19 protein-coding genes are annotated in these 23,889 nt (G+C 52.7%); 3 read left to right on the top strand and 16 right to left on the bottom strand.

Going from position 1 to position 23,889, the window contains the following annotated elements:
• Window positions 1-21: 21 nt before the first annotated feature.
• The 10 genes from HGT70_RS15800 to rppH form a co-directional block, all read right to left on the bottom strand.
• A complete protein-coding gene (locus HGT70_RS15800) occupies window positions 22-300 on the bottom strand; it encodes a hypothetical protein (RefSeq protein ID WP_198363417.1) in 279 nt (92 codons plus the stop codon).
• On the bottom strand, window positions 287-751 hold the full coding sequence (locus HGT70_RS15795; RefSeq protein WP_214196515.1) for a DUF2509 family protein: 465 nt from the start codon (window positions 749-751) through the stop codon (window positions 287-289). Before HGT70_RS15795 ends, HGT70_RS15800 begins: the two co-directional genes overlap by 14 nt.
• On the bottom strand, window positions 752-1,303 hold the full coding sequence (locus HGT70_RS15790) for a prepilin peptidase-dependent protein (protein WP_214196514.1): 552 nt from the start codon (window positions 1,301-1,303) through the stop codon (window positions 752-754). It lies immediately after the preceding gene.
• Window positions 1,300-1,776 carry a prepilin-type N-terminal cleavage/methylation domain-containing protein gene (locus HGT70_RS15785; RefSeq protein WP_214196513.1) on the bottom strand — a complete coding sequence of 159 codons (477 nt, stop codon included), beginning with the start codon at window positions 1,774-1,776 and terminating at the stop codon, window positions 1,300-1,302. Before HGT70_RS15785 ends, HGT70_RS15790 begins: the two co-directional genes overlap by 4 nt.
• 315 nt (window positions 1,777-2,091) lie before the next feature.
• On the bottom strand, window positions 2,092-2,901 hold the full coding sequence (locus tag HGT70_RS15780; RefSeq protein WP_214196512.1) for a Brp/Blh family beta-carotene 15,15'-dioxygenase: 810 nt from the start codon (window positions 2,899-2,901) through the stop codon (window positions 2,092-2,094).
• On the bottom strand, window positions 2,898-3,611 hold the full coding sequence (locus tag HGT70_RS15775; protein ID WP_214196511.1) for a bacteriorhodopsin: 714 nt from the start codon (window positions 3,609-3,611) through the stop codon (window positions 2,898-2,900). Before HGT70_RS15775 ends, HGT70_RS15780 begins: the two co-directional genes overlap by 4 nt.
• Window positions 3,612-3,898: 287 nt before the next feature.
• On the bottom strand, window positions 3,899-4,693 hold the full coding sequence (gene thyA, locus HGT70_RS15770) for a thymidylate synthase (protein ID WP_071431679.1): 795 nt from the start codon (window positions 4,691-4,693) through the stop codon (window positions 3,899-3,901).
• Window positions 4,690-5,571, bottom strand: coding sequence for a prolipoprotein diacylglyceryl transferase (gene lgt / locus HGT70_RS15765; RefSeq protein WP_071431681.1), 882 nt, complete (start codon window positions 5,569-5,571; stop codon window positions 4,690-4,692). Before lgt ends, thyA begins: the two co-directional genes overlap by 4 nt.
• A 122-nt stretch (window positions 5,572-5,693) precedes the next feature.
• Entirely contained in the window at window positions 5,694-7,949 is a 2,256-nt protein-coding gene (ptsP, locus tag HGT70_RS15760) for a phosphoenolpyruvate--protein phosphotransferase (protein WP_071431684.1), read from the bottom strand.
• Between the two features lie 3 nt (window positions 7,950-7,952).
• On the bottom strand, window positions 7,953-8,480 hold the full coding sequence (gene rppH, locus HGT70_RS15755; RefSeq protein WP_071431686.1) for an RNA pyrophosphohydrolase: 528 nt from the start codon (window positions 8,478-8,480) through the stop codon (window positions 7,953-7,955).
• A gap of 679 nt (window positions 8,481-9,159) precedes the next feature.
• Between rppH and mutH the strand changes: the two genes are divergently transcribed.
• From mutH to HGT70_RS15740, 3 genes are all read left to right on the top strand, one after another.
• Window positions 9,160-9,837, top strand: a complete 678-nt coding sequence (gene mutH, locus HGT70_RS15750; protein ID WP_071431688.1) for a DNA mismatch repair endonuclease MutH — start codon at window positions 9,160-9,162, stop codon at window positions 9,835-9,837.
• 286 nt (window positions 9,838-10,123) lie between these two features.
• A complete protein-coding gene (locus HGT70_RS15745) occupies window positions 10,124-10,342 on the top strand; it encodes a YgdI/YgdR family lipoprotein (RefSeq protein WP_214196510.1) in 219 nt (72 codons plus the stop codon).
• A gap of 12 nt (window positions 10,343-10,354) precedes the next feature.
• Complete coding sequence (locus tag HGT70_RS15740) at window positions 10,355-11,395, top strand: NADP(H)-dependent aldo-keto reductase (protein ID WP_214196509.1); 1,041 nt, start codon at window positions 10,355-10,357, stop codon at window positions 11,393-11,395.
• Between the two features lie 6 nt (window positions 11,396-11,401).
• Here the strand turns inward: HGT70_RS15740 and lplT are convergent, their stop codons facing one another.
• The 6 genes from lplT to HGT70_RS15710 all read right to left on the bottom strand — a co-directional run bounded on the left by lplT (window position 11,402) and on the right by HGT70_RS15710 (window position 23,782).
• Window positions 11,402-12,595 (bottom strand): lysophospholipid transporter LplT, encoded by a 1,194-nt coding sequence (lplT, locus tag HGT70_RS15735; protein ID WP_214196508.1) that lies wholly within the window; start codon window positions 12,593-12,595, stop codon window positions 11,402-11,404.
• Window positions 12,596-12,597: 2 nt separating this feature from the next.
• On the bottom strand, window positions 12,598-14,760 hold the full coding sequence (gene aas / locus HGT70_RS15730) for a bifunctional acyl-ACP--phospholipid O-acyltransferase/long-chain-fatty-acid--ACP ligase (RefSeq protein WP_214196507.1): 2,163 nt from the start codon (window positions 14,758-14,760) through the stop codon (window positions 12,598-12,600).
• A gap of 124 nt (window positions 14,761-14,884) precedes the next feature.
• Window positions 14,885-16,279 carry an efflux transporter outer membrane subunit gene (locus tag HGT70_RS15725; protein ID WP_214196506.1) on the bottom strand — a complete coding sequence of 465 codons (1,395 nt, stop codon included), beginning with the start codon at window positions 16,277-16,279 and terminating at the stop codon, window positions 14,885-14,887.
• Window positions 16,279-19,380, bottom strand: a complete 3,102-nt coding sequence (locus HGT70_RS15720) for an efflux RND transporter permease subunit (RefSeq protein ID WP_214196505.1) — start codon at window positions 19,378-19,380, stop codon at window positions 16,279-16,281. The genes HGT70_RS15725 and HGT70_RS15720 overlap by 1 nt, the downstream gene beginning before the upstream one ends.
• Complete coding sequence (locus HGT70_RS15715; protein ID WP_214196504.1) at window positions 19,377-22,559, bottom strand: efflux RND transporter permease subunit; 3,183 nt, start codon at window positions 22,557-22,559, stop codon at window positions 19,377-19,379. Before HGT70_RS15715 ends, HGT70_RS15720 begins: the two co-directional genes overlap by 4 nt.
• Window positions 22,559-23,782 (bottom strand): efflux RND transporter periplasmic adaptor subunit, encoded by a 1,224-nt coding sequence (locus tag HGT70_RS15710; protein ID WP_214196503.1) that lies wholly within the window; start codon window positions 23,780-23,782, stop codon window positions 22,559-22,561. The genes HGT70_RS15715 and HGT70_RS15710 overlap by 1 nt, the downstream gene beginning before the upstream one ends.
• Between the last annotated feature and the right edge of the window lie 107 nt (window positions 23,783-23,889).

Raw genomic sequence — 23,889 nt, 5'->3', positions numbered from 1 at the left:
ACGACCTCGCGCATAACTTTGCTATGGGCAGCGTAGACGTTCAAGATACAGAGGTGAGTGATTCGGCGGATGCCACTCTACCCGTTGCCAATGACAGCCCCCATCGGCCATCGTCGCCTGTTCATTCAGGTAACGGAGCTCCTCCCCCCCGCCTTCCAATCGCTGTGCCAGCTGACGCCATATTTCTCGGCGCTGCCACTGCGTCTGTTCACTACTGTGCAGGGTTTGCGCGTAGCGAAGTAGCAGCAAGCTACTGATCGCCAAGAGTGTGATCGCCACGAGTACCTCAACGAGACTCATTCCTTGGCAACTGACGGTAGCACTGTTCGGGGGATAATGGACACTCATCGATCCACCCCCGTGGGTGGCGTCGTGCAGCGTGTGGCACGTCTTTCGAAAACGTAACCCTCTGCCAGAGTAACCACTCACTTTTTTGCGAACGCCCTCGTAACCACCCTTCAGTCTCCGTTTCCCGCCACAAACAGAGAGAAAATGTCGGAGAAGGCGAGACGGGACAATGCCAACCCTGCGCAGCCGGCCAAGGATAGGGTAGTCCCCACGCCAACGCAGATTGAGCTTGATAAAAAGCTTGAAGATACTGTTTTTCATCGTTGACCTGCTGAGCGCCATAGCGAAGAGAGTGACTCGTGGCGCGTAAAAGAGTACTCGCGAGTAGCGTAACGACTAACACGGCCAATAGCGTAACGTTGCCCTGTTGCATCAGTACATAAGGCGGTAGTTGCGGTTTCAACTAGCTATTCTCTCGATTAACGATGTGCTTTCGCCTAAGTGTGTACTTACCCGCTTTGATCGTAAGCACGACCTCAACCCGCGCTCCAACTTGCTGTACCGAAAAATCGATGATTTGTACCTGCGAAGGCTGATTGAGTCGCGACCAGTGGCCTAGCTGGCAATTACCAACCCCTCTGGCTGACTCGAGTAGGTTATCGCGATGGCGATAACCGAAATAGTCACTCTGTGGATGGGCTATCCCTTCCCATTGACCATTAGCATTATCATCCCAGCGTAGAAGTAAACACTTACCACCGTCCTTTATCTCCATGGCTACCCCCTTACAGTTATCACCATTACAAAACCCCGCCCGCCGAATCGCTTTTTCCAGCTGTAATAGTAAGCGGTGCCCTTCAGCTCGCGCGAGCTGACGTTGTTCAAGGGCGGCTGCCTGTAACCAGATCTGCGGTAACAGGCGTTCCACGCTGAGCAATACTACTGCTCCTAATGTTAAGGCTATTAATAATTCAATCAGGCTAAAGCCCTCTTGTGCAGACGAAAGGGGTCTCATTGGCAGCCTTTATCTTGTGCCTGGCAATAACGCACGCGCCCGTGAGCCGAAATAATAATTCGCCAGCGTGCGGCCTTGTTACCGATCTCGATACTCCCTGGCCATGCGGTACTGTGTTTCCCAAAAAAACGTGGCTCGCCCACGATGGCGACAACCTGAACCGCCGAGTCTAGTGGCCGCCATTCCCAGTGCTGTTCTAGCCCTACCCGCGGGTCGCTGTTGGCCACCACACGGACGTTATCTGCCGAGGGCGCTACTGCCACCACGACCGTAGAGTGATACCGACTGGCTTGTTGCCGCAAGCGGTTTAAAAAATGGGCCAGATCAATGGCACTTGCCCTCACTGCTTGCCGCTGCTGCCACTGCGTGAGGGAGCGACTGGCAAGCCCCACCAATATCGTAGTGATCAGGAGCACAATCAGTATTTCCAATAGCGTAAAACCAGCTTGTGAAGCACGAGGTGAAGTAGGCATGGGAAAAGCCTAAACCTGGCGTGTGACTCGGTCTAATCGATTCACTTAAGCCTTGAAGATAACTTCCAATCGTATTAAAGAAGAATTGAGAAAAGTTAAAAATATGCGAGTTAAGCCAAAGAAACACAAAGGCGAGCGGTAAAAAACGCGACAACTCGCTAGTATTAGTCGTGTTTTTTCTCTCATTGAAATAGGTCTGTACCCTTACCCCATAGGTCAACATTTCACTTTATGGGTGGGCGATAGGCTAAAAAATAATACTATTTTAATTCCTATTATTAATAATTAAATATATGTGTAGAGATAAATAAAAATTTAGCGCTTACGCCGTTCAAAATAAGGAGTAATAAGTAAATGGGGAATGGCTAAGGCAGTGAGTACCGTAAAAGCGGATCGTACGCTATTTTGCGTATCAGGTAAGCACACGCTAATGAGAAAAAGTGAGAACAGCACGGCTAATCCTAATATAGGCCAGGTCATTGATAGATAATGCGTATAGTTTTTACAGCCCAATGCATCGCGACGAGACTCTGTCTGCGGGAAAGCATGGAGCACCAGAAAGCCTAGCGTAAAACCGACAAGTGGGGGGAAGAAAAGTAAGGCGAGCACTGCACAGAGGGAGGAGTAGTGGCGAGTCCTGCACGTCGCAACAATCAGGATAAACGCGGTTATCCCGCCTAGTAGACGCATAAACACCATAAATGCCGGTAATTCCTGCGCAGAGAACCCCGCATACTCGAGTAATTGCAGTGTACTCTCGGCATGGAATAGCGTTGGAAGAGTGATTAGCCCTATGCCGAGTGAAAGCCTTATCATCCATGATTTTGTCGGGGGTTCTTCCAGTACGAAGTGGATAGCCGATGCAATAAGAAAACTCGGTAGTGCGATAGCGGGGCTGAGCTGCCAGAAGAGTAAACAACACAGCATCATCACCAGGTAACAGCTTAAGAAGGCAGTTCTTTTACGTGATTCCACGACGGCCAAGTCACTCGCGCCATGGGCCATGCCAATAATACCGATACCGATAACGGCGAAAATAGCCTGATAAAAAGAGGGGCTCAAGGCGGCAACTAGCGCCGCCAAATAAAGAAGCCCTTTACCAACGCTATGCTGCCGCAGACTCATGAACCGAGTGTGCTCTCAACAACAGTAGGTTGGAAAGATTTCGCCAGGACTTTCGCCGCGTAGAAGGCGTACAGCACCTTCGCGATCACATCTAGAACGAGGAAACTCCAGACTGAGGCATTATCGGTGATCACGCCAAGTCCTTCTGGACCCACCGCGAAGACCAGCGGATAAATTAGCCATACTAGAGTAAGCAGCGTAATGTTTTTATAATATCCACCTGGGGTGGTCAGCGCGCGCGTTGCAGCGATTTTTCGTAACGGTCCCCATAATAAATAGATGACGCCGAGAAATGCGGCACAAGACCACACAAACCACACTTCCTTAACCAGCGCTGTCTCGGCCACGGAGGAAAGTAGGCCTGTCACGATCATCACGATATCCAAGCCGATAATGGCCGTTAAATAGCCGCTTACTTGGCTTGATGCGGTATATTCGTGAAAGGCAATTAATACTAGCCCAGCCAATAATAGAGGAGTAGTTAACGACCAATCTATATATCTTGCTATATAGAGGGTAGTACCATTATCCAAAAGAATATTACCAACGCCTAATGCCATTGCTAAATAGGCGGTAGCGGCAATAAATGTCACCAGCGAATGCATCATGACATGATTCTTTATTGATATTTTTTTCCTTCCAGTAAAATATATTGCCAGCGACGCTAGCGACATAATTATAAACCCAATCGTGAAGGGCAGCTGATCCATTAAGCTTCTCCGTGAAGAGTAAAATATAGTTATAAACCACTGATAAAAGTAGTTTTTTAAAATTTAAACATTCTCGATAAGTATATGAGGAGTTAGCGATTGTGCAAATTTATGCGTGGATTTAACGGCAAATATATATATTTATTTTCTCTTGATTTACTGATTAACGTGGAGTACTGATAAACGATTAGTTGAATAATTCAAGCTACTCCGCATTAAAATAATCACTGCATGACAATACGGAAATGAGAGCAAAAAAAAACCGCTCGAAAGAGCGGTTTACACGACTAAATAGCGACCGGGGCTTTGATTGCCGGATGTGGGTCGTAACCCTCAATCTCGAAATCATCGAAGCGGTAGTCAAAAATTGAGTCGGGCTTACGTTTGATAACGAGCTTCGGGAGCGCACGCGGCTCGCGGGTCAGTTGTAACTGAGCCTGCTCGAGGTGATTGGAGTAAAGATGGGTATCTCCCCCCGTCCATACAAAGTCGCCGACCTCAAGGTCACACTGCTGAGCGACCATATGCACTAATAGCGCGTAGCTGGCGATGTTAAACGGTAGCCCTAAGAACACGTCGCAAGAGCGCTGGTAGAGCTGGCAGCTTAACTTACCGTTAACCACGTAGAACTGGAAAAACGCGTGGCAAGGGGCCAACGCCATCTTATCCAACTCTCCGACATTCCACGCCGAGACAATAATACGACGGGAGTCAGGATCCTGCTTGATTTGCCGGATCACTTCGCTGATCTGATCAATATGTCGACCATCAGCTGCAGGCCAGCTACGCCATTGTTGACCATAGACCGGGCCTAAATTCCCTTGCTCGTCTGCCCACTCATCCCAAATAGTGACCTTATTTTCTTTCAGGTAGGCGATATTAGTGTCTCCTTTCAGGAACCACAGCAGCTCATGGATAATCGAGCGTAGGTGACACTTTTTGGTGGTGACTAGCGGGAAACCCTGTTGCAGGTCGAAACGCATCTGGTGCCCGAAAATAGACAGCGTTCCGGTTCCGGTACGGTCGTCTTTTACCGCCCCTTCAGCGAGGACTTTCTGCATCAGTTGCAAATATTGATTCATTTTACTTCACTCGTTACGGTCGTTGGCTGGCGCTTGTACGCCCAAATCATCATTATCAGCCCGGCAACAATCATTGGAATAGAGAGGATCTGCCCCATACTAATGACGCCACCAAATAGGCCTAATTGTGCATCCGGCTGGCGGAAGAACTCGACGATAATGCGGAAAGCGCCATAGCCTATCAGAAATAGACCCGAAACGCTGCCCATCGGACGCGGTTTACGGATGAATAGATTCAGGATAATAAAGAGTACTACCCCTTCCAAGGCCAGCTCATAGAGCTGTGAAGGATGACGAGGCAGGACGCCATAGGTGTCTAACAGTGACTGCCACTGCGGGTGAGTCGGGATTAAAGCAATATCTTCATCACGCGAACCTGGGAAGAGCATTGCCCATGATGAGTTAGGATCGACACGGCCCCAGAGTTCGCCGTTGATAAAGTTGCCTAAACGTCCAGCACCTAGACCGAAAGGAATAAGCGGCGCGATAAAATCAGAGACCTGGAAGAACGTACGTTTTGTTTTACGAGCGAAAATCAACATTACGAGGATAACGCCAATCAATCCGCCGTGGAACGACATCCCGCCATCCCAAACTTTAAACAGATAGAGCGGGTTCTCAAGAAACAGCGGTAAGTTATAAAATAAAACATAGCCGATACGTCCCCCTAAGAATACGCCGAGGAAACCCGCATACAATAAGTTTTCGACTTCGTTTTTCGTCCACCCGCTTCCTGGTTTATTTGCGCGACGGGTAGCGAGCCACATTGCGAAGATAAAACCGACGAGGTACATCAATCCATACCAGTGGAGGGAGATTGGGCCGATAGAGAATATTACCGGATCAAATTGTGGGAATTTAAGATAGCTCGCAGTCATCTTGCACCATAGGTTATTAAATCAATCATTCACCGTGACTAAAAAAACGAGGTGAATAAGGAGGTTGGGCGAAATCATAGCATAAGCCCGCAAGCTTGCGGGCGTGTAAATGTAGCGGAGTATTAACGACCGCCGCGGATCAATCCTCCAAGTCCGCGTCGTTCCATAAACACGGAAATCTGATAGCGTACCTCGTCGGTAGTACTGGATTGGAGAACTTGTGCCGTCAGCTGTTCGGTATCGTTACACGCTAGGTTACGCAATAAATACTTCACCCTTGGAATATTCTTACCGTTCATGCTGAGGTGGCGATAACCCATCCCAATAAGTAGAGGGACGCAAGTCGGGTCCCCCGCCATCTCGCCACATAAAAAGACCGGTAGGTCGACGCGTTTGGCCAGCACCATAATGCGATATAACGCATGTAACACGGCGGGATGTAATGCGCTATACAGGTTCGCCACACGGCTGTTATTACGGTCCACCGCCAATAAATATTGCGTTAAATCGTTGGTCCCGACTGAAACAAAGTCGACCTTCAGCGCTAGCTGAGGGATCAGAAAAATCATCGACGGCACTTCAAGCATGATGCCAATAGGCGGCCTAGGGATCTCGTAGCCCAATAACTCTTCCACCTCGTGAGCGGCACGGTCGATAAGATGACGAGCGTCGTCGATCTCTTCGATACTGGTGACCATCGGCAGTAGGATACGTAGATTACCCGATGCCGCGTTTGCTCTCAGCATGGCCCGGATCTGTACCAGGAAAATCTCAGGCTGATCCAAGGTCAGGCGAATACCGCGCCAACCGAGCGCCGGGTTTTCTTCGCTGATCGGCATATAAGGCAGCTGTTTATCCGCCCCAATATCTAGGGTACGTAGGGTCACTGGCTTTTGATGGAAGAGCTGAAGCATCCCTTGGTACTGTGCAACTTGCTCCTCCTCAGAAGGGAAGCCGCTCTGCAACATAAAAGGAACCTCAGTACGATATAGCCCGATCCCTTCAACCCATTTATCTTGCGCCTGCTCAAGCTCAGCACTCAGTCCAGCGTTGAGCAGAATCGTGATATGCTCGCCGCTCTTCAGCTCACCGGCGAGTTCCGCCGCAGTTTCCGCCGTCTTACTCAGGGCATTCTCTTCTTTAAGCAGCCGCTGATACTCTTTAATCAGGATCGGCTCGGGCTCGATCAACACCTCACCGCGATAGGCATCGACGATTAGCTGACGTTTATCCAGCTGTTCAGGGCGGATATCCACCCCCATCACGGTAGGGATCCCTAGGGCACGCGTGAGGATTGCCGCATGAGAGTTCGCCGCCCCATCGCGCACGACGATGCCGGCTAGCCGATCTTGTGGGATCTCCGCCAAGGAGGTGGCGGTAAGTTCGTCGGCCACCAGCACAAAACGTTCTGGCCAGCTGTTACTGCCTTGTAGGGAGTCATCGAGATGAAAGAGCAAGCGTTGCCCGAGTTCACGGAGATCATTGGCGCGATCACGCAGATAGTTATCTTTTAGCTCCAAGAATTGCGCAGCGAACTTTTCGATCACCACTTTCACGGCCCATTCGGCGACGATACCCTGCTCAATTTCGGCGAGCAGGCTTTTTTTCAGCCGAGGTTCGCTGAGCAAGTGGGAGTAGAGATTAAAAATCTCTGCACTCTCTTTTTGCGCGCTCCCGGAGAAGCGCTTGCTATAACGACGGAACTCCTCCCCCGCTTCAGACATCGCTAACAATAAGCGCTCTTGCTCTTGTTCGATATCCAGCGCCGAGGCTCTCGTCACTTGTTCGAGTAGCGGTTGGACCTGATCTACCCAGCCGGGGGCGATCGCCACACCGGGAGAGGCGGCAATGCCCTGTAAACGACTCTGTCGATAAAGCCCAAACAGTTGTCGCAGTTGTGAAGGCGAGAGTAACGTTGCGACCTGCGTCGCAAGCGTGACGAGAAACGACTCCTCGCTCTCGTCATACTGCCGCGTCTCACGCTGTTGGACGACCAATACGCCTAAGACAGTGCGGCGCGATACGATGGGTGCTGCGAGGAAGGCACGGTAGTGCTCCTCATTAACAGAGGGAATAAATTTAAAACTCGGGTGTGATGGGGCATCGGCGAGGTTAATCGGCTCGGCTAGGCGGCCCACCAAGCCGACGATCCCCTCATCCAAGGCGAGAGTGATGTTTTTACCGCGTGGTTTTTTTAAGCCACGCGTCGCCATCAAGTAATAGCAACCGCGCTCATGATCCGCCAGATACAGAGAACAGACCTCTGTATCCATCGTATGACAGATTTCATTAACGAGAATTTCCAGTGCATCGTTGAGCCGTGGCGCACTCGCCACTTTTTCAACAATATCCCGTAACTGTGTGAGCTTCAGTGCCATTATTTATCCTCTCTTACGCCGTCCTGGATAATTCGTACGCTGGCCTCCCCCTTCGGGTTGTACCATTAGCGATATTGCAAATTCTTTCATTACCCGCCGGTAGACATCTCGTTTGAAGGAGACGACCTGCCGTACCGGATACCAAAAGCTGACCCAACGCCAGCCATCGAATTCCGGGGTGCTACTGCGTTGGACATTAACGGCCGTATCTTGCCCCTGTAACTGTAGCAAGAACCATTTCTGCTTCTGGCCAATGCAAACTGGACGTGTATCCCATCGCACCAAACGTTTGGGTAATTTGTAGCGTAACCAATTACGCGTTGATGCGAGGATGCGCACATCTTTACGGTGCAGCCCCACTTCTTCGTATAATTCACGGTACATCGCCTGCTCTGCGGTCTCTCCAGGATTAATTCCGCCTTGCGGAAATTGCCAAGAGTGCTGACCAAATCGTCGTGCCCAGAGCACCTGCCCTTGACGATTACAAATTACTATCCCCACGTTGGGGCGGTAGCCATCATCATCGATCACTGGACTACCTCGATATTCTTTTTAGATAACCTGATTGTTTCATACTCCTCACGGGCGGTAAACAATTGCCTGCAGGCGAAATGAATCGGATTTTTTGGGATAAGTATGGGGTAAAACCAAAGTTATAAACAAACATCCCCTAAGTTAACCGACTTTATTCACCTTTTCTGTGGATAGCTTTGTGAAGAAGATGGGATTCAGCTGAATAATCATCGCGAGAGGCTTATTTTACTCGTCTACAGCGTATTTATAAAAACCTTAATTTACATGAAGTTAATAGGTTTATAAACAACATTTCACCCGGTTATTCGCAATGAGCAAGATAGACACTTAGCGCATTGGTTAAAATATGAGCGATTTTTAAATTATCCACAGAACCTGCCGGAATGTTATGCATAAGTCGAAAAAAAATCGACCAGAACCCAATGTCAAGGCTGTAAATAGAAACAGTACTCCGCTTTTTGAACAGTTATCCCATTTTTCTGTGGATAAGTAGGGTGACAAACCTGTTCATGAACGAGTTAAAGGAGGGATAACCTCGTGGTGAGCGCAATTTAACACTCGGGGTAACCCTAAAAAACCATGGCTTTTCATGCTATTATTCGCGTTCTGTCCATCAATTAACATTGACCCGCTAAATCCTTCGATAAGTGGTCACTTTTTAACCAGAGAGCTCACTATGCCGGTAGCCCTGCTTTCGCCCCCTGAGTCACAAGCCGAGTTACTTGCTCGTGCGCAACTGATTGCCGGAAAAACCTTCGCGGAGGTGGCCGCCGAACGAGGTATCCACCTGCCAGACAACTTGCAGCGTAATAAAGGCTGGGTCGGGAATTTGATCGAGCTATCGCTGGGAGCGCAAGCGGGAAGTAAGGCCGAGCAGGACTTCGCACACCTCGGCATTGAGTTGAAGACGATTCCAATCAATGCACAAGGAGAGCCGCTGGAAACAACCTTTGTCTGCGTTGCGCCCCTCAACGGTAATATCGGCGTTACGTGGGAGCAGAGCCACGTCCGACAAAAGCTCGCTAAAGTGCTGTGGATACCCATTGAGGGAGAGCGGCACATTCCTCTCGCCGAGCGGCGGATCGGTGCCCCACTACTCTGGGAGCCATCGCAAGAAGAAGATCAACAACTGCAAGCGGATTGGGAAGAGTTAATGGAGATGATCGCGCTGGGTCGTGTGGAAGCGATCACCGCTCGGCAAGGTGAGTTTTTACAGATTCGGCCAAAAGCCGCCAATAATCGGGCTCTCACCTCAGCAATCGGCGAGTCTGGGGATAAAATACTCACGCTGCCTCGCGGTTTCTATCTGAAAAAAAGCTTTACTGCCCCGCTGCTGCGCCGGCATTTCGGCTAATCCACGTAGGATTATCGGCCTTGCTTAAAGTCGCGTAACGCTTTAGCTTATCAATGACACTCACGACATAACTCTTTACGTTTTAAATTGGCTTGACGTTACGCAGCCAATAATATTTTTAGTACTATTAATCAATGTATTAAATAATTATTATCCCTAAAACTCGGTTGGGGATACTCCTTTGCGGCACATTTCTTCCCCGCTACAAGGAATACAGACAATTCTGCTATGAGCTAACGGCTATCGTCGTTTTACTGTTGCGCTAACGAAAAGAGGATAAGAAAAGATGACCAAAGGTATTTTACTACTCGTCGGCGTACTCGGTAGCCTGCTATTAAGTGGCTGTTCTAGCGACTATGTGATGGCGACCAAGGATGGAAAAATGTTAGTCACCGAAGGAAAGCCTATTATCGATAAAGAGACTGGCCTGGTCGAATATACGGATCAGCAAGGCCATACGACGCAAATTAATAGCGACGATATCTCCAGTATTATTAAAAAATAATAAGGATTGACTATGCACTACCATCGTATCCCGCACAGTAGTCTCGAAGTCAGTCAATTAGGGCTGGGAACCATGACCTTCGGTGAGCAGAACAGCGAAGCTGATGCTCACCAACAACTCGACTATGCCCGCGAGCGCGGGATTAACCTTATCGATACCGCCGAGATGTACCCTGTGCCGCCACGCCCAGAGACACAAGGGTCGACCGAGAGTTATATCGGCAGTTGGCTGAAAAAGAGTGGTCAACGTGATCAAGTGATCCTCGCCAGTAAAGTCGCAGGCCCGGTACGGGGTAATGACGCGTCGATTCGCCCGCAGCAGGCGTTGGACCGGAAAAATATCCGTGAGGCGCTGGAAGCCAGCCTAAAACGCCTGAATACCGATTATCTCGACCTCTACCAGCTGCATTGGCCACAGCGCCCAACCAACTGCTTCGGTAAGTTAGGCTATCAGTACAGCGAAGAAAATGTTCCGGTAACCTTGCTCGACACGCTGGATGCCCTCTCTGAACACGTTAGGGCGGGTAAGATCCGCTATATCGGCGTCTCGAACGAAACGCCATGGGGCGTAATGCGCTACCTACAACTGGCCGAAAAGCATGACCTGCCACGCATCGTCTCGATTCAAAACCCCTACAGCTTGGTCAATCGCAGCTTTGAGGTAGGTTTAGCTGAAATCAGTCAGTTCGAGGGTATCGAGCTACTCGCTTACTCGTCCCTGGCTTTCGGTACGCTCACCGGCAAGTATCTCGAGGGTAAACGTCCCGAGAAGGCACGAAACACCTTGTTCAGTCGTTTTACCCGCTATAACGGCGAATATACCGAACTGGCGATAGCCGACTATGTGGCGTTGGCTCACGCGCACCAGCTCGACCCGGCACAAATGGCGTTGGCCTATGTGCGTCAGCAGCCGTTCGTCGCCAGCACGCTATTAGGGGCGACCAGCCTCGATCAACTCAAGCAAGATATCGATAGTATTGAGGTAGTATTAACTGAAGAGGTCTTGGCGGGTATTGAGGCGATCCATCGCCGCTATCCTAATCCTGCGCCCTAAGAGGCATTAAGCTTTACGTTGTAACTGCCAGACCCATAAACAGGTGATAGCCAGAGCAAATAAGATGCCGAAGGCTACACCTGTGACCACCGCAGAAGCCCCAAGCCAAACTGCCACGCTGTAGATAACCAGCATTGCCAGCATCACGCTGTTCTCGCCCAGATTCTGTACGGCAATGGCACTCCCGGTCCCCACTGTCTGCTGACCACGCTCTTGTAACAGCGCGTTGAGCGGGACGACAAAGAATCCGCCGAATACACCCACTAATACTAATAGGCCATAGGCCGGCAGCAAGTGAGTTTCTAACGCGAAGACGATAACCAACAGTCCCACTGCGATCCCTGCGGGAAGCGCCTTACCGGCGTGTTGTAACGACACAAGTTTCGCCGCTAAGAACGCCCCCACGACGATACCGATTGCCACCATAGCATTGAGCGTGGTCGGTGTGGTGTTATCTTGGATGCCTAAAGCGACAGGGACCCAGATCACCAATAAGAAGCGTAAGGTCACTCCAGCGCCCCAGAACATGCTGGTTCCGATCAGCGAGAAGCGACAGGTCTTATCTTGCCATAGCGTGCGGCAGGCTTGGTTAAATTGCTGTAATAGACGCTTAGGATGGTAATTCCCTTCCGGTCGCGCCGCGGCCAGTTTAGGGATCATAACGTTCGCTATCACGGCTAAAGCATAGACGATGGCACACACCAGTAGGGCTGTTGAGACATGCCAATCCGCGAGCACCCCACCGCTTACCGATCCTAATAAGATGGCGGCGATGGTCGATGCCTCCATCAAGCCATTACCTTTCACCAGCTGCTTGGTCGGGAGTAACTCGCCTAGAATGCCGTATTTAGCCGGGGAGTAGGCGGCAGCGCCAATACCCACCAAGCTATATCCTAAGAAAGGACTTATATTTAGGCCTATCGCGACCACGCCAATTAACTTGATACTGTTGGCGATCATCATCACACGACCTTTTGAGAAACGGTCTGCGAAGTGTCCAACGAAAGGCGCTAACAGGATATAAGCGATGACAAAGACCATCTGGAGGATCGGTTGGCTCCAGTCTGGATAGTCGGCGTTCTTGAGGAGCGCCAGCGTCGCAAAGAGTAGTGCGTTATCCGCGAAGGCAGAGAAGAATTGCGCCAATAAGACCGGGCGGATGCCCGGTACACTAAGAGGTGAATCTGCAGATAATTTCATGGTTAGCCATTTTCAGAAGATGATTGCGCAGGCTCTGCTGCCAGCGCTTTTAAGGAAACATAGTCAGGTTTGCCGCTACCCAGCACCGGTAGCGATTCCAGATAGCGGATATCGCGCGGTACCAGTAATTCATTGTGTCCACCGGCTTTCGCCGCGGCGAGCAACTGCTCGCGCCTAAGCTGCCTGTCGGTCGTGAATAAGACTAACGCCTCTCCCTTTTGGCTATCCTGCTTAACCGATGCCGCATGGTCGTGTTCGGCGGACGCCGCCATCGCCAACGATTCAACCGTCTCGAGAGAGACCATCTCCCCCGCCAGCTTCGCGAAACGCTTCACTCGCCCCTGAATACGGCAGAAGCCGTCTTCATCGAAACTGACAATATCGCCAGTGTCATACCAGCCGGCATCGAATTGCCCTTCGCCATTGTCGGCACTCGGCGTTTCGAGCTGTCCTGGCTTTTCCACCCGCAGATAGCCTTTCATGATATTGGGGCCGCGAACCTGGAGTCGCCCCCCCTGATCAATACCGGGAACCGCGATTAGCCGAAAGTCCATCGCCGGCAATAAGCGACCGACGGTATTAATCTTAGCCGCCATCGGCAGATTAATCGATAAGACTGGGGCGCATTCTGTCGCGCCATACCCCTCAAGGATACGAATACCAAATTTTTCGGCGTAGAGCTGTCGCACGTTATCTTGTAGCTTCTCCGCCCCGGCCACCACGTAGCGTAGACGCGCGAAGTCATAGCCCTCGGCAAAACGCCCATAGTAGTTGAGGAACGTAGAGGTCCCGAATAACACCGTACAGTCTTGATCGTAGACCAGTTCAGGGATCACACGATAATGCAGCGGGCTTGGATAAAGAAAGGCTTTCGCTCCGGTAGAGAGAGGGAGTAACAGCCCTACCGTAAGGCCGAAGGCATGGAAAAGTGGCATGGCGGAAAGAAAGCAGTCGCGCGGCAGAAAATCGGCCACGGTACGGATCTGCTCGACGTTGGCCAATAAACTTTTGTGGCTGTGTACCACCCCTTTAGGTAAGCCCTCTGAACCGGATGTAAAGAGGATGACTGCCGCATCTTCCGCCTGCTGTGTAACCTGTGCCGCTTTCGGAAAGAACAGATGCTTGGCGACCCACCATTTATCTTCTCGGGTAAGCGTTTCTTTAAGATCTTCCAGATAGAGCCACCTAACCTGCGGTGCATTCTCCACCAGATAATGCAGTTTCCCTTTATCGAGAAACTGGCGGGAGGTCAACACGGTGGTGATTTCTGCGGCGGTGATCGCCGCCTGTAACCCATTATTCCCCGCAGAGTAATTAAGCATCGCCGGAATCCGGCCGCGAGCCGTCGCGGCGAGTAGGGTCGCCACGGTAACCACGCTATTCGGTAATAACAAGCCGATGCTCTGCCCTGGTTGCGTCTCTTTCTCAAGAATACAGGCCACACCCAAGACCTTCTTAAGCAGTTGGCGATAGCTATGCACCGAGAAATTAATATCGTCGACACACCCGTGCGACCAGCCATAACGCGTTGCCGCGTTGATAAAGGCTTCGTATAACGTCTCTCGCGGACGCACCGCCATGCGCGCTTCTTGCATAATATGGGCTAAATGCTCCCCCGCTAACACGCGGCGTTGGCGTGCCTTCGGCGCTTGCGGCATGGGGATCTGCGTAGCGGGTAGAATAAATAGCCGAATTTTAGGGAATAGACGGCGTTTCGCCGGTAGGCGACTTAGCGGCGTAAACTCCGCGCCTTCAATACGAATCGGGATCAGCGTAGCGCCCGTCTTGGCCGCAATAAACCCCGCCCCGCTATAGACCTTCATCAGCGACCCGGTCACGGAAATACGGCCTTCCGGGAAAATCACCACCGGCCGCCCCTGATTGACCTCTTTAATCAACCGCTTCATGGTCATCGGCTTCGCGGGATCTAGGGCGACGACATCGGCCCAGCGCTTGACTAGGCGCAGTGCCCAGTGATTGGAGTAGGTTGCGGTTATGGCAAACACCGGTTTAACCGGTAAGAATAGCGCGAGTAGGATACCATCGAGGAAAGAGACGTGATTGGGGGTAATAATCACCTTTTGCGAACGAAAGCTGGAGGTATCTCCTTGAACGTCAACTCGCCACAGCATTTGGCACACCCAGCGCAGAAATTTGAGCAACATGTTTTCCTTGAAATCAAAGGTATCGGAATTCTGATACCTTTGATTAAACACGTTTAACTGCCCCCTGACAAATATTGTCGTTAACTATTAGTTAACTTTTATAATCACTTACCGAAAATAGTGACTATTTTGGGGCTTGCCAGCCTCCGCCGAGAGAGGCAATCAGCGCAACGCTGCTGACCCACTGCTGGCTTTGCAATTGTAAGAGGGATTGCTGTTCGCTAAGGCTACTATTCTCGGTGGTCGCCACGTCAAGGTAATCGATCATCCCGGCGTCGTATTGATTGCGCGTCACCTGGGCGGAGGTCATCGCCGCCTGGGCAGAGTCACGCTGTGCCGAGATCTCCTCACCTAAGGTATTAAGCTCGACGAGGTTATCTTCAACACCCTGCATAGCGGTTAATACGGTTTGTCGATAGTTCGCGACTTGGGCATCATAGGCAGCGCGCGCTTGCGCCACCGAGGCTTTCGTCGCGCCGAAGTCTAGCAGCGTCTCACTGAGTTCCGGCCCTAAGGACCAGACACGATAAGGCAGCGAGAAGAGATTATGTAGCTCGCTGGCGCTGGTGCCCCCCGACGCGCTCAAGGTGAGGTCAGGGAAGTAACCCGCGATAGCAACGCCAATCGCTTCATTTGCCGCCGCCATGGAACGTTCTGCTACCGCGATATCCGGCCGACGTTGTAATAAGTGCGAGGGGACCATCACGGGGATAGTCGGTAGCGTCGCCGTCAGCGGTGCAGCGGGCAACGAGAACTCTGCCGGTGTCTTACCGATTAATAGCGCGATGGCATGCTCGAGCTGCGCCCGTTGCCACGTGATGCCGAGTAGGGTCGAGCGCGCGCCTTGTAATTGCATCTGCGCTTGTGCCACCGTCGCCCGGTTCTCGCTACCCGCCTGGTATTTATTATTAATGATGCGCAGATAGCCTTGGTAGGCATCGATACTCTTCTGGTACAACGCGATGCGCTGATCCATGATCCGCAGCTGGAAATAGTCCTGTGCGAGGGTCGATTGCGCGCTCAGCGTGGCATTCGCGAGATCTGCCTGGCTCGATTGCGCGCTCGCCCGATCCTCCGCCCGTTGACGCCGTAGCTTGCCCCATAAGTCGACCTCCCAGCTGGCACTCAACTGCGCCGAATGACTATTGCTGGTGGTACGTTGGCCTGAGGTGGCAGAGCCGCTGCGTGTCGAGTGCACGTCACCGCTAACGGTCGGATAGAGATTCGCGGTCGCTTGATCCGTCAGCGCCAACGCTTGTCGATACTGGGCGGCGTACATCGCCACATTCTGGTTAGAGATGGCGACCTGCGAGACCAGCTGATCGAGTTGTGGATCCTGGTAGATCTGCCACCACTCTCCCTTTTGCAACGTATCCTGCGGCTGCGCTTGTTGCCAGCCCTTCGCCTCTTTGAACGCTAATGGCAGCGGTTGCGTTGGTCGTTGGTAGTCTGGACCGACCATACAGCCGGTTAACGCCAGCAGTAGGCTTAACGTCGAAAGCTTATAAGATAATTTCATTACGAATTTCCTGAATGACGAAAACGCTGCCAGCGCTGACGAGTCGCTTGGCTAAGCCTATCTAGCCACAGATAAACCACCGGCGTCGTGAATAAGGTGAGGAGTTGACTCAGAGCCAGCCCCCCAGCAATCGCTATCCCTAAGGGACTGCGTAAATCGGCATCGCCACCACTCCCCAATGCCATCGGCAACGCGCCGAAGAAGGCGGCTAAGGTTGTCATCATAATCGGACGAAACCGTTTAAGGCAGGCCTCGGTAATCGCCTGTTGCGGCGTCATACCGCGCCTTTCGGCATCTAAGGCAAAGTCGATCAGCATAATGGCATTTTTCTTCACGATGCCGATCAACAAGATAATCCCGATCAGGGCGATCACCGTGAGCTGGGTGTCGGTAAGAATCAACAGCAGTAACGCCCCAACGCCCGCAGAAGGCAGGGTCGACAAGATAGTGAGCGGATGGATATAGCTCTCATACAACATCCCCAGCACGATATAGACCGCCGCTAATGCCGCGAGGATCAGCCACGGTAGCGTCGCGGTTAAGGCGCTAAAGGCCTGCGCGGTGCCCTGAAAACTCGCCGCGATGGTATCCGGTACCCCGATCTTCGCCATCGTCTGCTTAATCACGGCTTGCGCCTGCTCTAAAGAGACGCCATCCGCCAAATTAAACGCAATGGTACTGGTCGCCGATTGCCCTTGGTGTGCAACGGAGAGCGGCGCATTCGCCCCACTAAAGCGGGCGATGGCGGAGAGTGGAATACGATCCCCCGCGTCATTGAGTACATAGATTTTCGACAGTTCATCGGCTTCGGCAGTGTTACTGCTCTGCAGCATCATCACGACTTTGTATTGGTTAAGCGTTTTATAGATGGTCGCAATCTGTCGTTGACTGAAGGCGTTATTCAGCATGGTATCAAGCATCTGTACATCGACGCCGAGGCGTATCGCCGCATCGCGATCGATGGTCAGCATCACTTCTTGTCCACCGGTCTGCGAGTCGGAGTCGACGCTGGTCAGTTGCGGTAACGCGCTAAAGGCCTTCTGCACCTTCGGCGTCCACTCACGCAGCAGGCTAAGATCGTCGGCTTGCAGGCTATATTGATAGGCGGCATTAGCGCTACGCCCCCCCACCCGTAGATCCTGAGCGGCCATCAGAAACATCTGTGCGCCCGCGATCTGGCTACCTTTCATCGTTAGACGGTTGGCAATGGCGGTCGCCGAGTCTTTACGCTGTGTCAGCGGTTTTAATTTCACGAAGAAGGTCGCTGAACTGCGCGACCCAAACATTCCACCGCCGCGAGAGGACATGACGGCATCGACATCGGGGTCGTTAAGGATCAGCTGTGTGAACTGGGTGACTTTCGGTGTCATCGCCTCGAACGATGCACTCTGGTCGGCACGCACCATCCCCATCAGCATGCCGGTATCTTGATCCGGGAAAAAGCCCTTCTGTACGACGCTAAAGAGATAGAAGTTAAGGAGTACCGTCGCCAACAACCCGAGCATCGTCACTTTCTGATGAGCGAGGACCCATTTCAGGCCGCGACTATAGAGCGCTAACAGGCCAGCGAGTCGAGCTTCTATCCAGCGAAAGACCGGGTGAGGACGCTCGCTCACCGGCGGGCGGCGTTTTAGTAAACGTGCGCATAGCATCGGCGTGAGGCTGAGCGAGACAAACATCGAGATCACGAGGGAGATCGATAAGGTGACGGCGAACTCTCTGAACAGACGCCCGACGATGCTGCCCATCAGGAGGATAGGAATAAAAACGGCGATCAAGGAGGCCGTCATCGACAGCACCGTAAAGCTTACCTCCTTGGCGCCACGGATCGCCGCGCGTACCGGGCTTAACCCCTCTTCGATATGGCGGATAATATTTTCGAGTACCACGATGGCATCGTCGACGACAAAGCCGGTGGCGATAATTAACGCCATCAGCGAGAGATTATCGAGGCTGTAGCCGAGCAGATACATGAAAATACAGGTGCCAATCAACGATACCGGTAAGGCGAGCGCGGGGATCAGTACCGAGCGCCAATCCCGTAGAAAGACAAATACCACGGCGACGACGAGCATCACAGCCACCAATAGCGTCTCTTCCGTTTCATATAGCGATGAGCGGACGTTCGGCGAACGGTCGAGGACGAGCTGTAACGAGGTATCTGCCGGGAGCTGTTCGCGAAGTTGCGGTAACTTGGCTTTAATCTCATCGATGGTCACCAGCATATTGGCTCCCGCTTGGCGGGTCACCCCAAGCATCACCGCCGGATTACCATTTAACGCCCCGGAAACATACTTATCCTGTACTCCGTCGTAGATGGTCGCCACATCCTTTAGCCGTAAGGCCTTGCCATCCTGATAACGAATGATCAAGTTTTGATAGAGAGCGGCCTTATCCAGCTGGCTATTGCCGTCTATCGCCCAAGAGATATGGGTGCCCTGTAAGATGCCTTTTGGCAGGTTCGAGGTGCTATTGGCCACCGCTTTACGGACCTCATCGAGCGAGACGCCGTACTGGGTGAGCTTGTTGGGTTGCAGGTCGATGCGTACCGCAGGCAACGCGCTCCCCATCAACGATACCTCGCCCACCCCACTGACCTGTGCGAGAACCTGCTCGATTTTACTCTCGGCAATATCGTAAAGCTGACCCGCCGTGCGCGTCTTCGAGGTCAGCGCCAAGAGGACGATCGGCGCATCGGAGGGGTTCGCCTTACGGTATGTCGGCAGCGACGGCATGCTACTCGGCAGCAAACTTCGCGAGGCGTTGATGGCCGCTTGCACGTCACGCGCCGCGCCATTGATATCGCGATCGAGATCGAACTGGAGCACGATGCGCGTCGAGCTTTGTGAGCTACTCGACGTCATCTCCGAAACGCCGGCGATCTGCCCGAGCGCACGCTCCAGCGGGGTCGCTACGGTCGCCGCCATCGTTTCAGGGCTGGCCCCCGGGAGGCTGGCCGACACCATGATGGTCGGGAAATCGATCTGTGGTAGCGGAGCAACCGGCAGCAGTCGATAACCGAGGAACCCTAGCAGTACCAATGCCGCGGTCAATAATAGCGTGGCGACCGGGCGGAAGATAAATAAGCGTGTAATATTCATCGCTCATCCCGACGACGTTGCTGTTTACGGGCGATAAAGCGGCGTCCGCGCTCTGACCAGTGATCGAACCACAGGTAGATCACTGGGGTGGAGAACAGCGTCAACACTTGGCTGACAATCAGCCCGCCGACAATGACCAGCCCGAGGGGTTGACGCAGTTCGGCACCGGAACCGCTCGCCAGCATCAGTGGAAGCGCCCCCAATAATGCCGCCATCGTCGTCATCAGAATCGGGCGAAAACGTAGCAGACAGGCCTGATGGATAGCCTCTCGCGGTGATAATCCCTGCTCGTGTTCGGCTTGCAAGGCAAAGTCGATCATCATAATCGCATTTTTCTTGACGATACCGATGAGGAGGATCACCCCAATAAGCGCAATAAGGCTAAACTCGCTGCCGCTTAATAATAGGGCTAGTAGCGCGCCGATCGCCGCAGAGGGGAGCGTCGAGAGGATGGTAACCGGGTGAATAAAGCTTTCATAGAGGATCCCCAGCACCAGATACATGGTCAATAACGCGGCCAAGATCAACCATAAGGTATTATTGGTCGCGCTTTGGAACGAGGACGCCGCGCCTTGATATTGTAGCGAGATGCTCTCGGGTAGCGCGAGCTGTTGGCTCACGTCGGTAATAGCCTGCTGCGCCTGTTCAATCGAATAGCCGTCCGCCAAATTAAAGGAGACCATCACCGCCGGATACTGGTTAAGGCGCATATTCATCAACGACCCTAGGCGTTGATGCACAGTTGCGACCGCTGTGAGCTTAACCATGCCACTTTTCGTGGTGGTCGACGTGGCGTTGCTCGTCGAAGTGGTGTTCGCCGTGGTACTCGTAGACGTGTCTGCCTCGGTCACCGAGCTCTTAAGCCAGATATCATCGAGCGATGCAGGAGTCTGCTGGTATTTCGGCGCCACCTCCATCACCACACGGTATTGATTAGACTGCGTAAAGATAGTGGAGATCAGCCGCTGGCCGAAGGCGTTATATAGAGCCGTATCAACATCCGCAGCGGTGATCCCAAGCCGCGAGGCTTTATCGCGATCGAGATCGACATAGGCGACACGCCCCTGATCCTGCAGATTACTGACCACATCGCTAAATTCCGGGCGCTTGGCCAGCGCGGCGATAAGCTGTGGGGTCCAAGTGACCAAGTTCTCGCTGCTCAGGTCGGTCAGGGTAAATTGATATTCGTTAGGCGTGACCTGATCGTTGACCGTCAGATCCTGCGCGGATTGCAGGTAGAGCTTAATACCCGGCACTTGTTGCGCCGCCTGCTTGAGTTCACCGATGACCTCGTCGGCACGTTCGCTGCGGTCTTCAAACGACTTAAGCGTAATCTGTAAGTGCCCACTATTAAGGCTGGTATTGGTACCGTCGATACCGATGGTTGAAGTTAACGCCTCAACGTTGGGGTTTTTAAGGAGGATCGACGCCAGTTGTTTTTGTCGTGTCGCCATCTCTTGGAAAGAGACATCCTGCGAAGCGAGAGTAATACCTTGGATCATGCCGGTATCTTGCTGTGGGAAGAAGCCCTTCGGCACCACCATATAGAGTAATGCGGTCATCACAAAGGTCCCTAGCGCCACCAATAGCGTGAGCTTTTGGTGGTTCAACACCCGGCGCAAGAGTTTATCGTAACCCGCAACGATCTTCTCGAACCATACCTCTCCTTGGCGCGCAAAGCGCGACTGCTGATCCGGCGGAGTATGCTTGAGGAGATAGGCACAGAGCATCGGGGTTAGGGTTAAGGAGACACACATCGATACCAAGATCGATACCGCGAGCGTAATCGCAAACTCGCGGAATAAACGCCCCACCACATCGCCCATAAATAGCAGGGGAATCAGCACGGCAATTAGCGAGAAGGTCAGCGAGATAATGGTAAAGCCGATCTGCTGCGACCCCTTCAAGGCGGCCTCCATCGGGGACTCCCCCTCCTCAAGACGCCGTGAAATGTTCTCCACGACGACGATGGCATCATCGATCACGAACCCGGTCGCGATAGTCAGCGCCATCAGTGAGAGATTGTTTAAGCTAAAACCGAGCAGGTACATCACCCCGAAAGTGCCGATCAGCGATAACGGCACCGCGACGCTTGGGATCAGTGTCGCCGCGATATTGCGTAAAAAGAGGAAGGTAACCATCACCACCAGCGCGATGGATAACACCATCTCGAACTGGACGTCGCTGATGGAGGCGCGAATGGTCTGCGTCCGATCCGCCACGATTTTCAGCGTTACCCCGGCGGGCAGGGTCTGTTGCAGTTTAGGGAGTTGAGCTTTGATATCATCGACCACCTGAATGACGTTAGCCCCCGGCTGGCGCTGGACATTCATAATAATTGCGGGGTGATTATCGGCCCATGCCGATTGGAAGGTGTTCTCCGCCCCTTGGGTGATGGTAGCAATGTCTTTTAAGCGCAGCGCCGCGCCATCCTGCCAGGTGATAATAAGATTCGCATACTCTTCGGGGGTCCGCAGCTGGTCATTGGCATCGATTGTCACCGAGTGGTATTGACCATCGAAGCCCCCCTTCGAACCGTTGACGTTACTGTTGCCGACAACCGTATTCACTTCCTCTAGGGTCAGGTTATGGGCGGCCAACGCCGTCGGGTTAAGCTGAATACGGATGGCAGGCTTATTACCGCCGTCCAAGCTGACGAGTCCGACCCCGGATATTTGCGAGAGCTTTAAGGCCACGCGCGTGTTCAATAAGTCTTGTACCCGCGTTAACGCTAGGTTATCGGAGGTCGCCGCCAGCGTCACCACCGGGGTATCCGCAGGGTTAACCTTTTTATAGGTCGGCGGGTTAGGGAGATCGTTAGGTAATAGGCTGTTGGCCGAGTTAATCGCGGCCTGCACTTCCTGCTCGGCGACATCCAGTGAGGTCGTCAGCCCAAAGCGCAGGGTGATCAGCGACGAGCCGGAGGAAGAGTTGGAGGTCATCGCACTCAGGCCACTCATCTCACCGAGTTCACGCTCCAGCGGCGCGGTGACCGAGGTCGACATCACTTCTGGACTCGCCCCCGGATAGAGCGTGGTCACTTGGATCGTCGGGTAATCGACCTGTGGTAACGCCGACACCGATAAGAAGCGGTAGGCAAAGATCCCAGAGAGCAAGACGGCGACCATTAATAGCACGGTCGCCACGGGGCGTTGAATAAAGAGACGAGAGGGATTCATTACTCAGCCTTGTTTTCAGCAGACTGCGGCGCGGTTTGATCAGCAACCGTCACTTTGCTACCCGTGGTCAGGCGGTCAATACCTTCGGAGACTAAGCGATCCCCCGGTTTAATCCCGGAGAGCACCACCTGCTGGTCGTTACCGAAAAGCGGGCCGGTGTTGACCGCTTGGCGCACGACCGTATTATCCGGACGGATCACAAAAACAAAGCTTCCATCGCTACTGAGCTGGATAGCTTGGGTCGAGACTACCGTCGCCTGTTTTAGCTGATCGATCTGCAGGCGTAGATTCACAAACTGGTTAGCGAACAACGATTCGTCTTGGTTAGTAAACATCGCTTTTAGCGCGACGCTACCGGTGGTGGTATCGATAGTGTTACTAATAAAGCGCACCTCACCCTCGGCGAGGACGGTGGTACCATCTTGGTCGAAGGCGGTCGCGGGTAACGCCTGGCCTTGGTGCAGCTTCTTAGCCAATTGCCCCACATAGCTCTGTGGCACGCTGAAGGTGACGGCCGCGGGCTGCATCTGCGTAATCGTCACGATCCCGGTACTATCGCCACTCTGTACCAGGTTTCCGGCATCGACCAACCGTAGCCCAACGCGCCCCGTTACTGGAGCGGTGATCCGCGCATAGCTAATACTTACTTTCGCGTTATTAATCTGCGCAATATCCTGTTGTACGGTACCGCGATATTGCCCAACCGTGGCGATTTGGCTCTCTAAGTCTTGCTTAGATAAAGAGTCTTGCGCGTAGAGTTTACGATAGCGTGCGAGGGTCAACTCGGCATTTTTTAACAGCGCCTGGTTTTCAGCTAAAGCGCCTTGATATTGCGCCAGGGTCGCTTGGTAATCTCGATCGTCGATCTGGGCGAGCAACTGCCCTGCGCTCACCTTCTGGCCTTCGGTGAAGAGGACTTTGTCGAGCTGGCCGGTGATCCGGCTAGTTACCGTGACGCTTGCATTAGGAATGACTGTACCCGGCGCGGAAACATAGACAGGTACATCTGCCTGTTTGGCGCTTACCGCATGTACGATAGTGGCCCCCCCTGCTCCCATCCCCCCACGCATTGCATGGCGTCCTGCGGGTGCCGCTCCTGTTGGGGAGGAAGATTGGGTGAAGAAGAGACGCCAAGCCACCACGGCGACGACGACAATAATCAAGACAATAGCGAGCTTTTTCAGCCAAGTGCGACGTACAGGTCGTTGAGACGTATTGGTCATGGTTCTTCTTCGTTATCAGGAGACATCAACACCCATCTGCGGCGCGGTGGCAAACAGTCGGGTCATAATAGGCTTTATTATTAGCAAGCTGGCACTGAGTTGCCAGC

The sequence above is a fragment of the Rosenbergiella collisarenosi genome (genome assembly GCF_018494085.1).
Taxonomy (GTDB): domain Bacteria; phylum Pseudomonadota; class Gammaproteobacteria; order Enterobacterales; family Enterobacteriaceae; genus Rosenbergiella; species Rosenbergiella collisarenosi.
This window is presented reverse-complemented; position numbering and strand designations above follow the sequence as displayed.

Coding starts and splice junctions, on each gene's coding strand:
- HGT70_RS15800 (WP_198363417.1), bottom strand. CDS start 300: ATGAGTCTCGTTGAGGTACTCGTGGCGATCACACTCTTGGCGATCAGT.
- HGT70_RS15790 (WP_214196514.1), bottom strand. CDS start 1,303: ATGAGACCCCTTTCGTCTGCACAAGAGGGCTTTAGCCTGATTGAATTA.
- HGT70_RS15785 (WP_214196513.1), bottom strand. CDS start 1,776: ATGCCTACTTCACCTCGTGCTTCACAAGCTGGTTTTACGCTATTGGAA.
- HGT70_RS15780 (WP_214196512.1), bottom strand. CDS start 2,901: ATGAGTCTGCGGCAGCATAGCGTTGGTAAAGGGCTTCTTTATTTGGCG.
- HGT70_RS15775 (WP_214196511.1), bottom strand. CDS start 3,611: ATGGATCAGCTGCCCTTCACGATTGGGTTTATAATTATGTCGCTAGCG.
- thyA (WP_071431679.1), bottom strand. CDS start 4,693: ATGAATCAATATTTGCAACTGATGCAGAAAGTCCTCGCTGAAGGGGCG.
- lgt (WP_071431681.1), bottom strand. CDS start 5,571: ATGACTGCGAGCTATCTTAAATTCCCACAATTTGATCCGGTAATATTC.
- ptsP (WP_071431684.1), bottom strand. CDS start 7,949: ATGGCACTGAAGCTCACACAGTTACGGGATATTGTTGAAAAAGTGGCG.
- mutH (WP_071431688.1), top strand. CDS start 9,160: ATGCCGGTAGCCCTGCTTTCGCCCCCTGAGTCACAAGCCGAGTTACTT.
- HGT70_RS15745 (WP_214196510.1), top strand. CDS start 10,124: ATGACCAAAGGTATTTTACTACTCGTCGGCGTACTCGGTAGCCTGCTA.
- HGT70_RS15740 (WP_214196509.1), top strand. CDS start 10,355: ATGCACTACCATCGTATCCCGCACAGTAGTCTCGAAGTCAGTCAATTA.
- lplT (WP_214196508.1), bottom strand. CDS start 12,595: ATGAAATTATCTGCAGATTCACCTCTTAGTGTACCGGGCATCCGCCCG.
- aas (WP_214196507.1), bottom strand. CDS start 14,760: ATGTTGCTCAAATTTCTGCGCTGGGTGTGCCAAATGCTGTGGCGAGTT.
- HGT70_RS15725 (WP_214196506.1), bottom strand. CDS start 16,279: ATGAAATTATCTTATAAGCTTTCGACGTTAAGCCTACTGCTGGCGTTA.
- HGT70_RS15720 (WP_214196505.1), bottom strand. CDS start 19,380: ATGAATATTACACGCTTATTTATCTTCCGCCCGGTCGCCACGCTATTA.
- HGT70_RS15715 (WP_214196504.1), bottom strand. CDS start 22,559: ATGAATCCCTCTCGTCTCTTTATTCAACGCCCCGTGGCGACCGTGCTA.
- HGT70_RS15710 (WP_214196503.1), bottom strand. CDS start 23,782: ATGACCAATACGTCTCAACGACCTGTACGTCGCACTTGGCTGAAAAAG.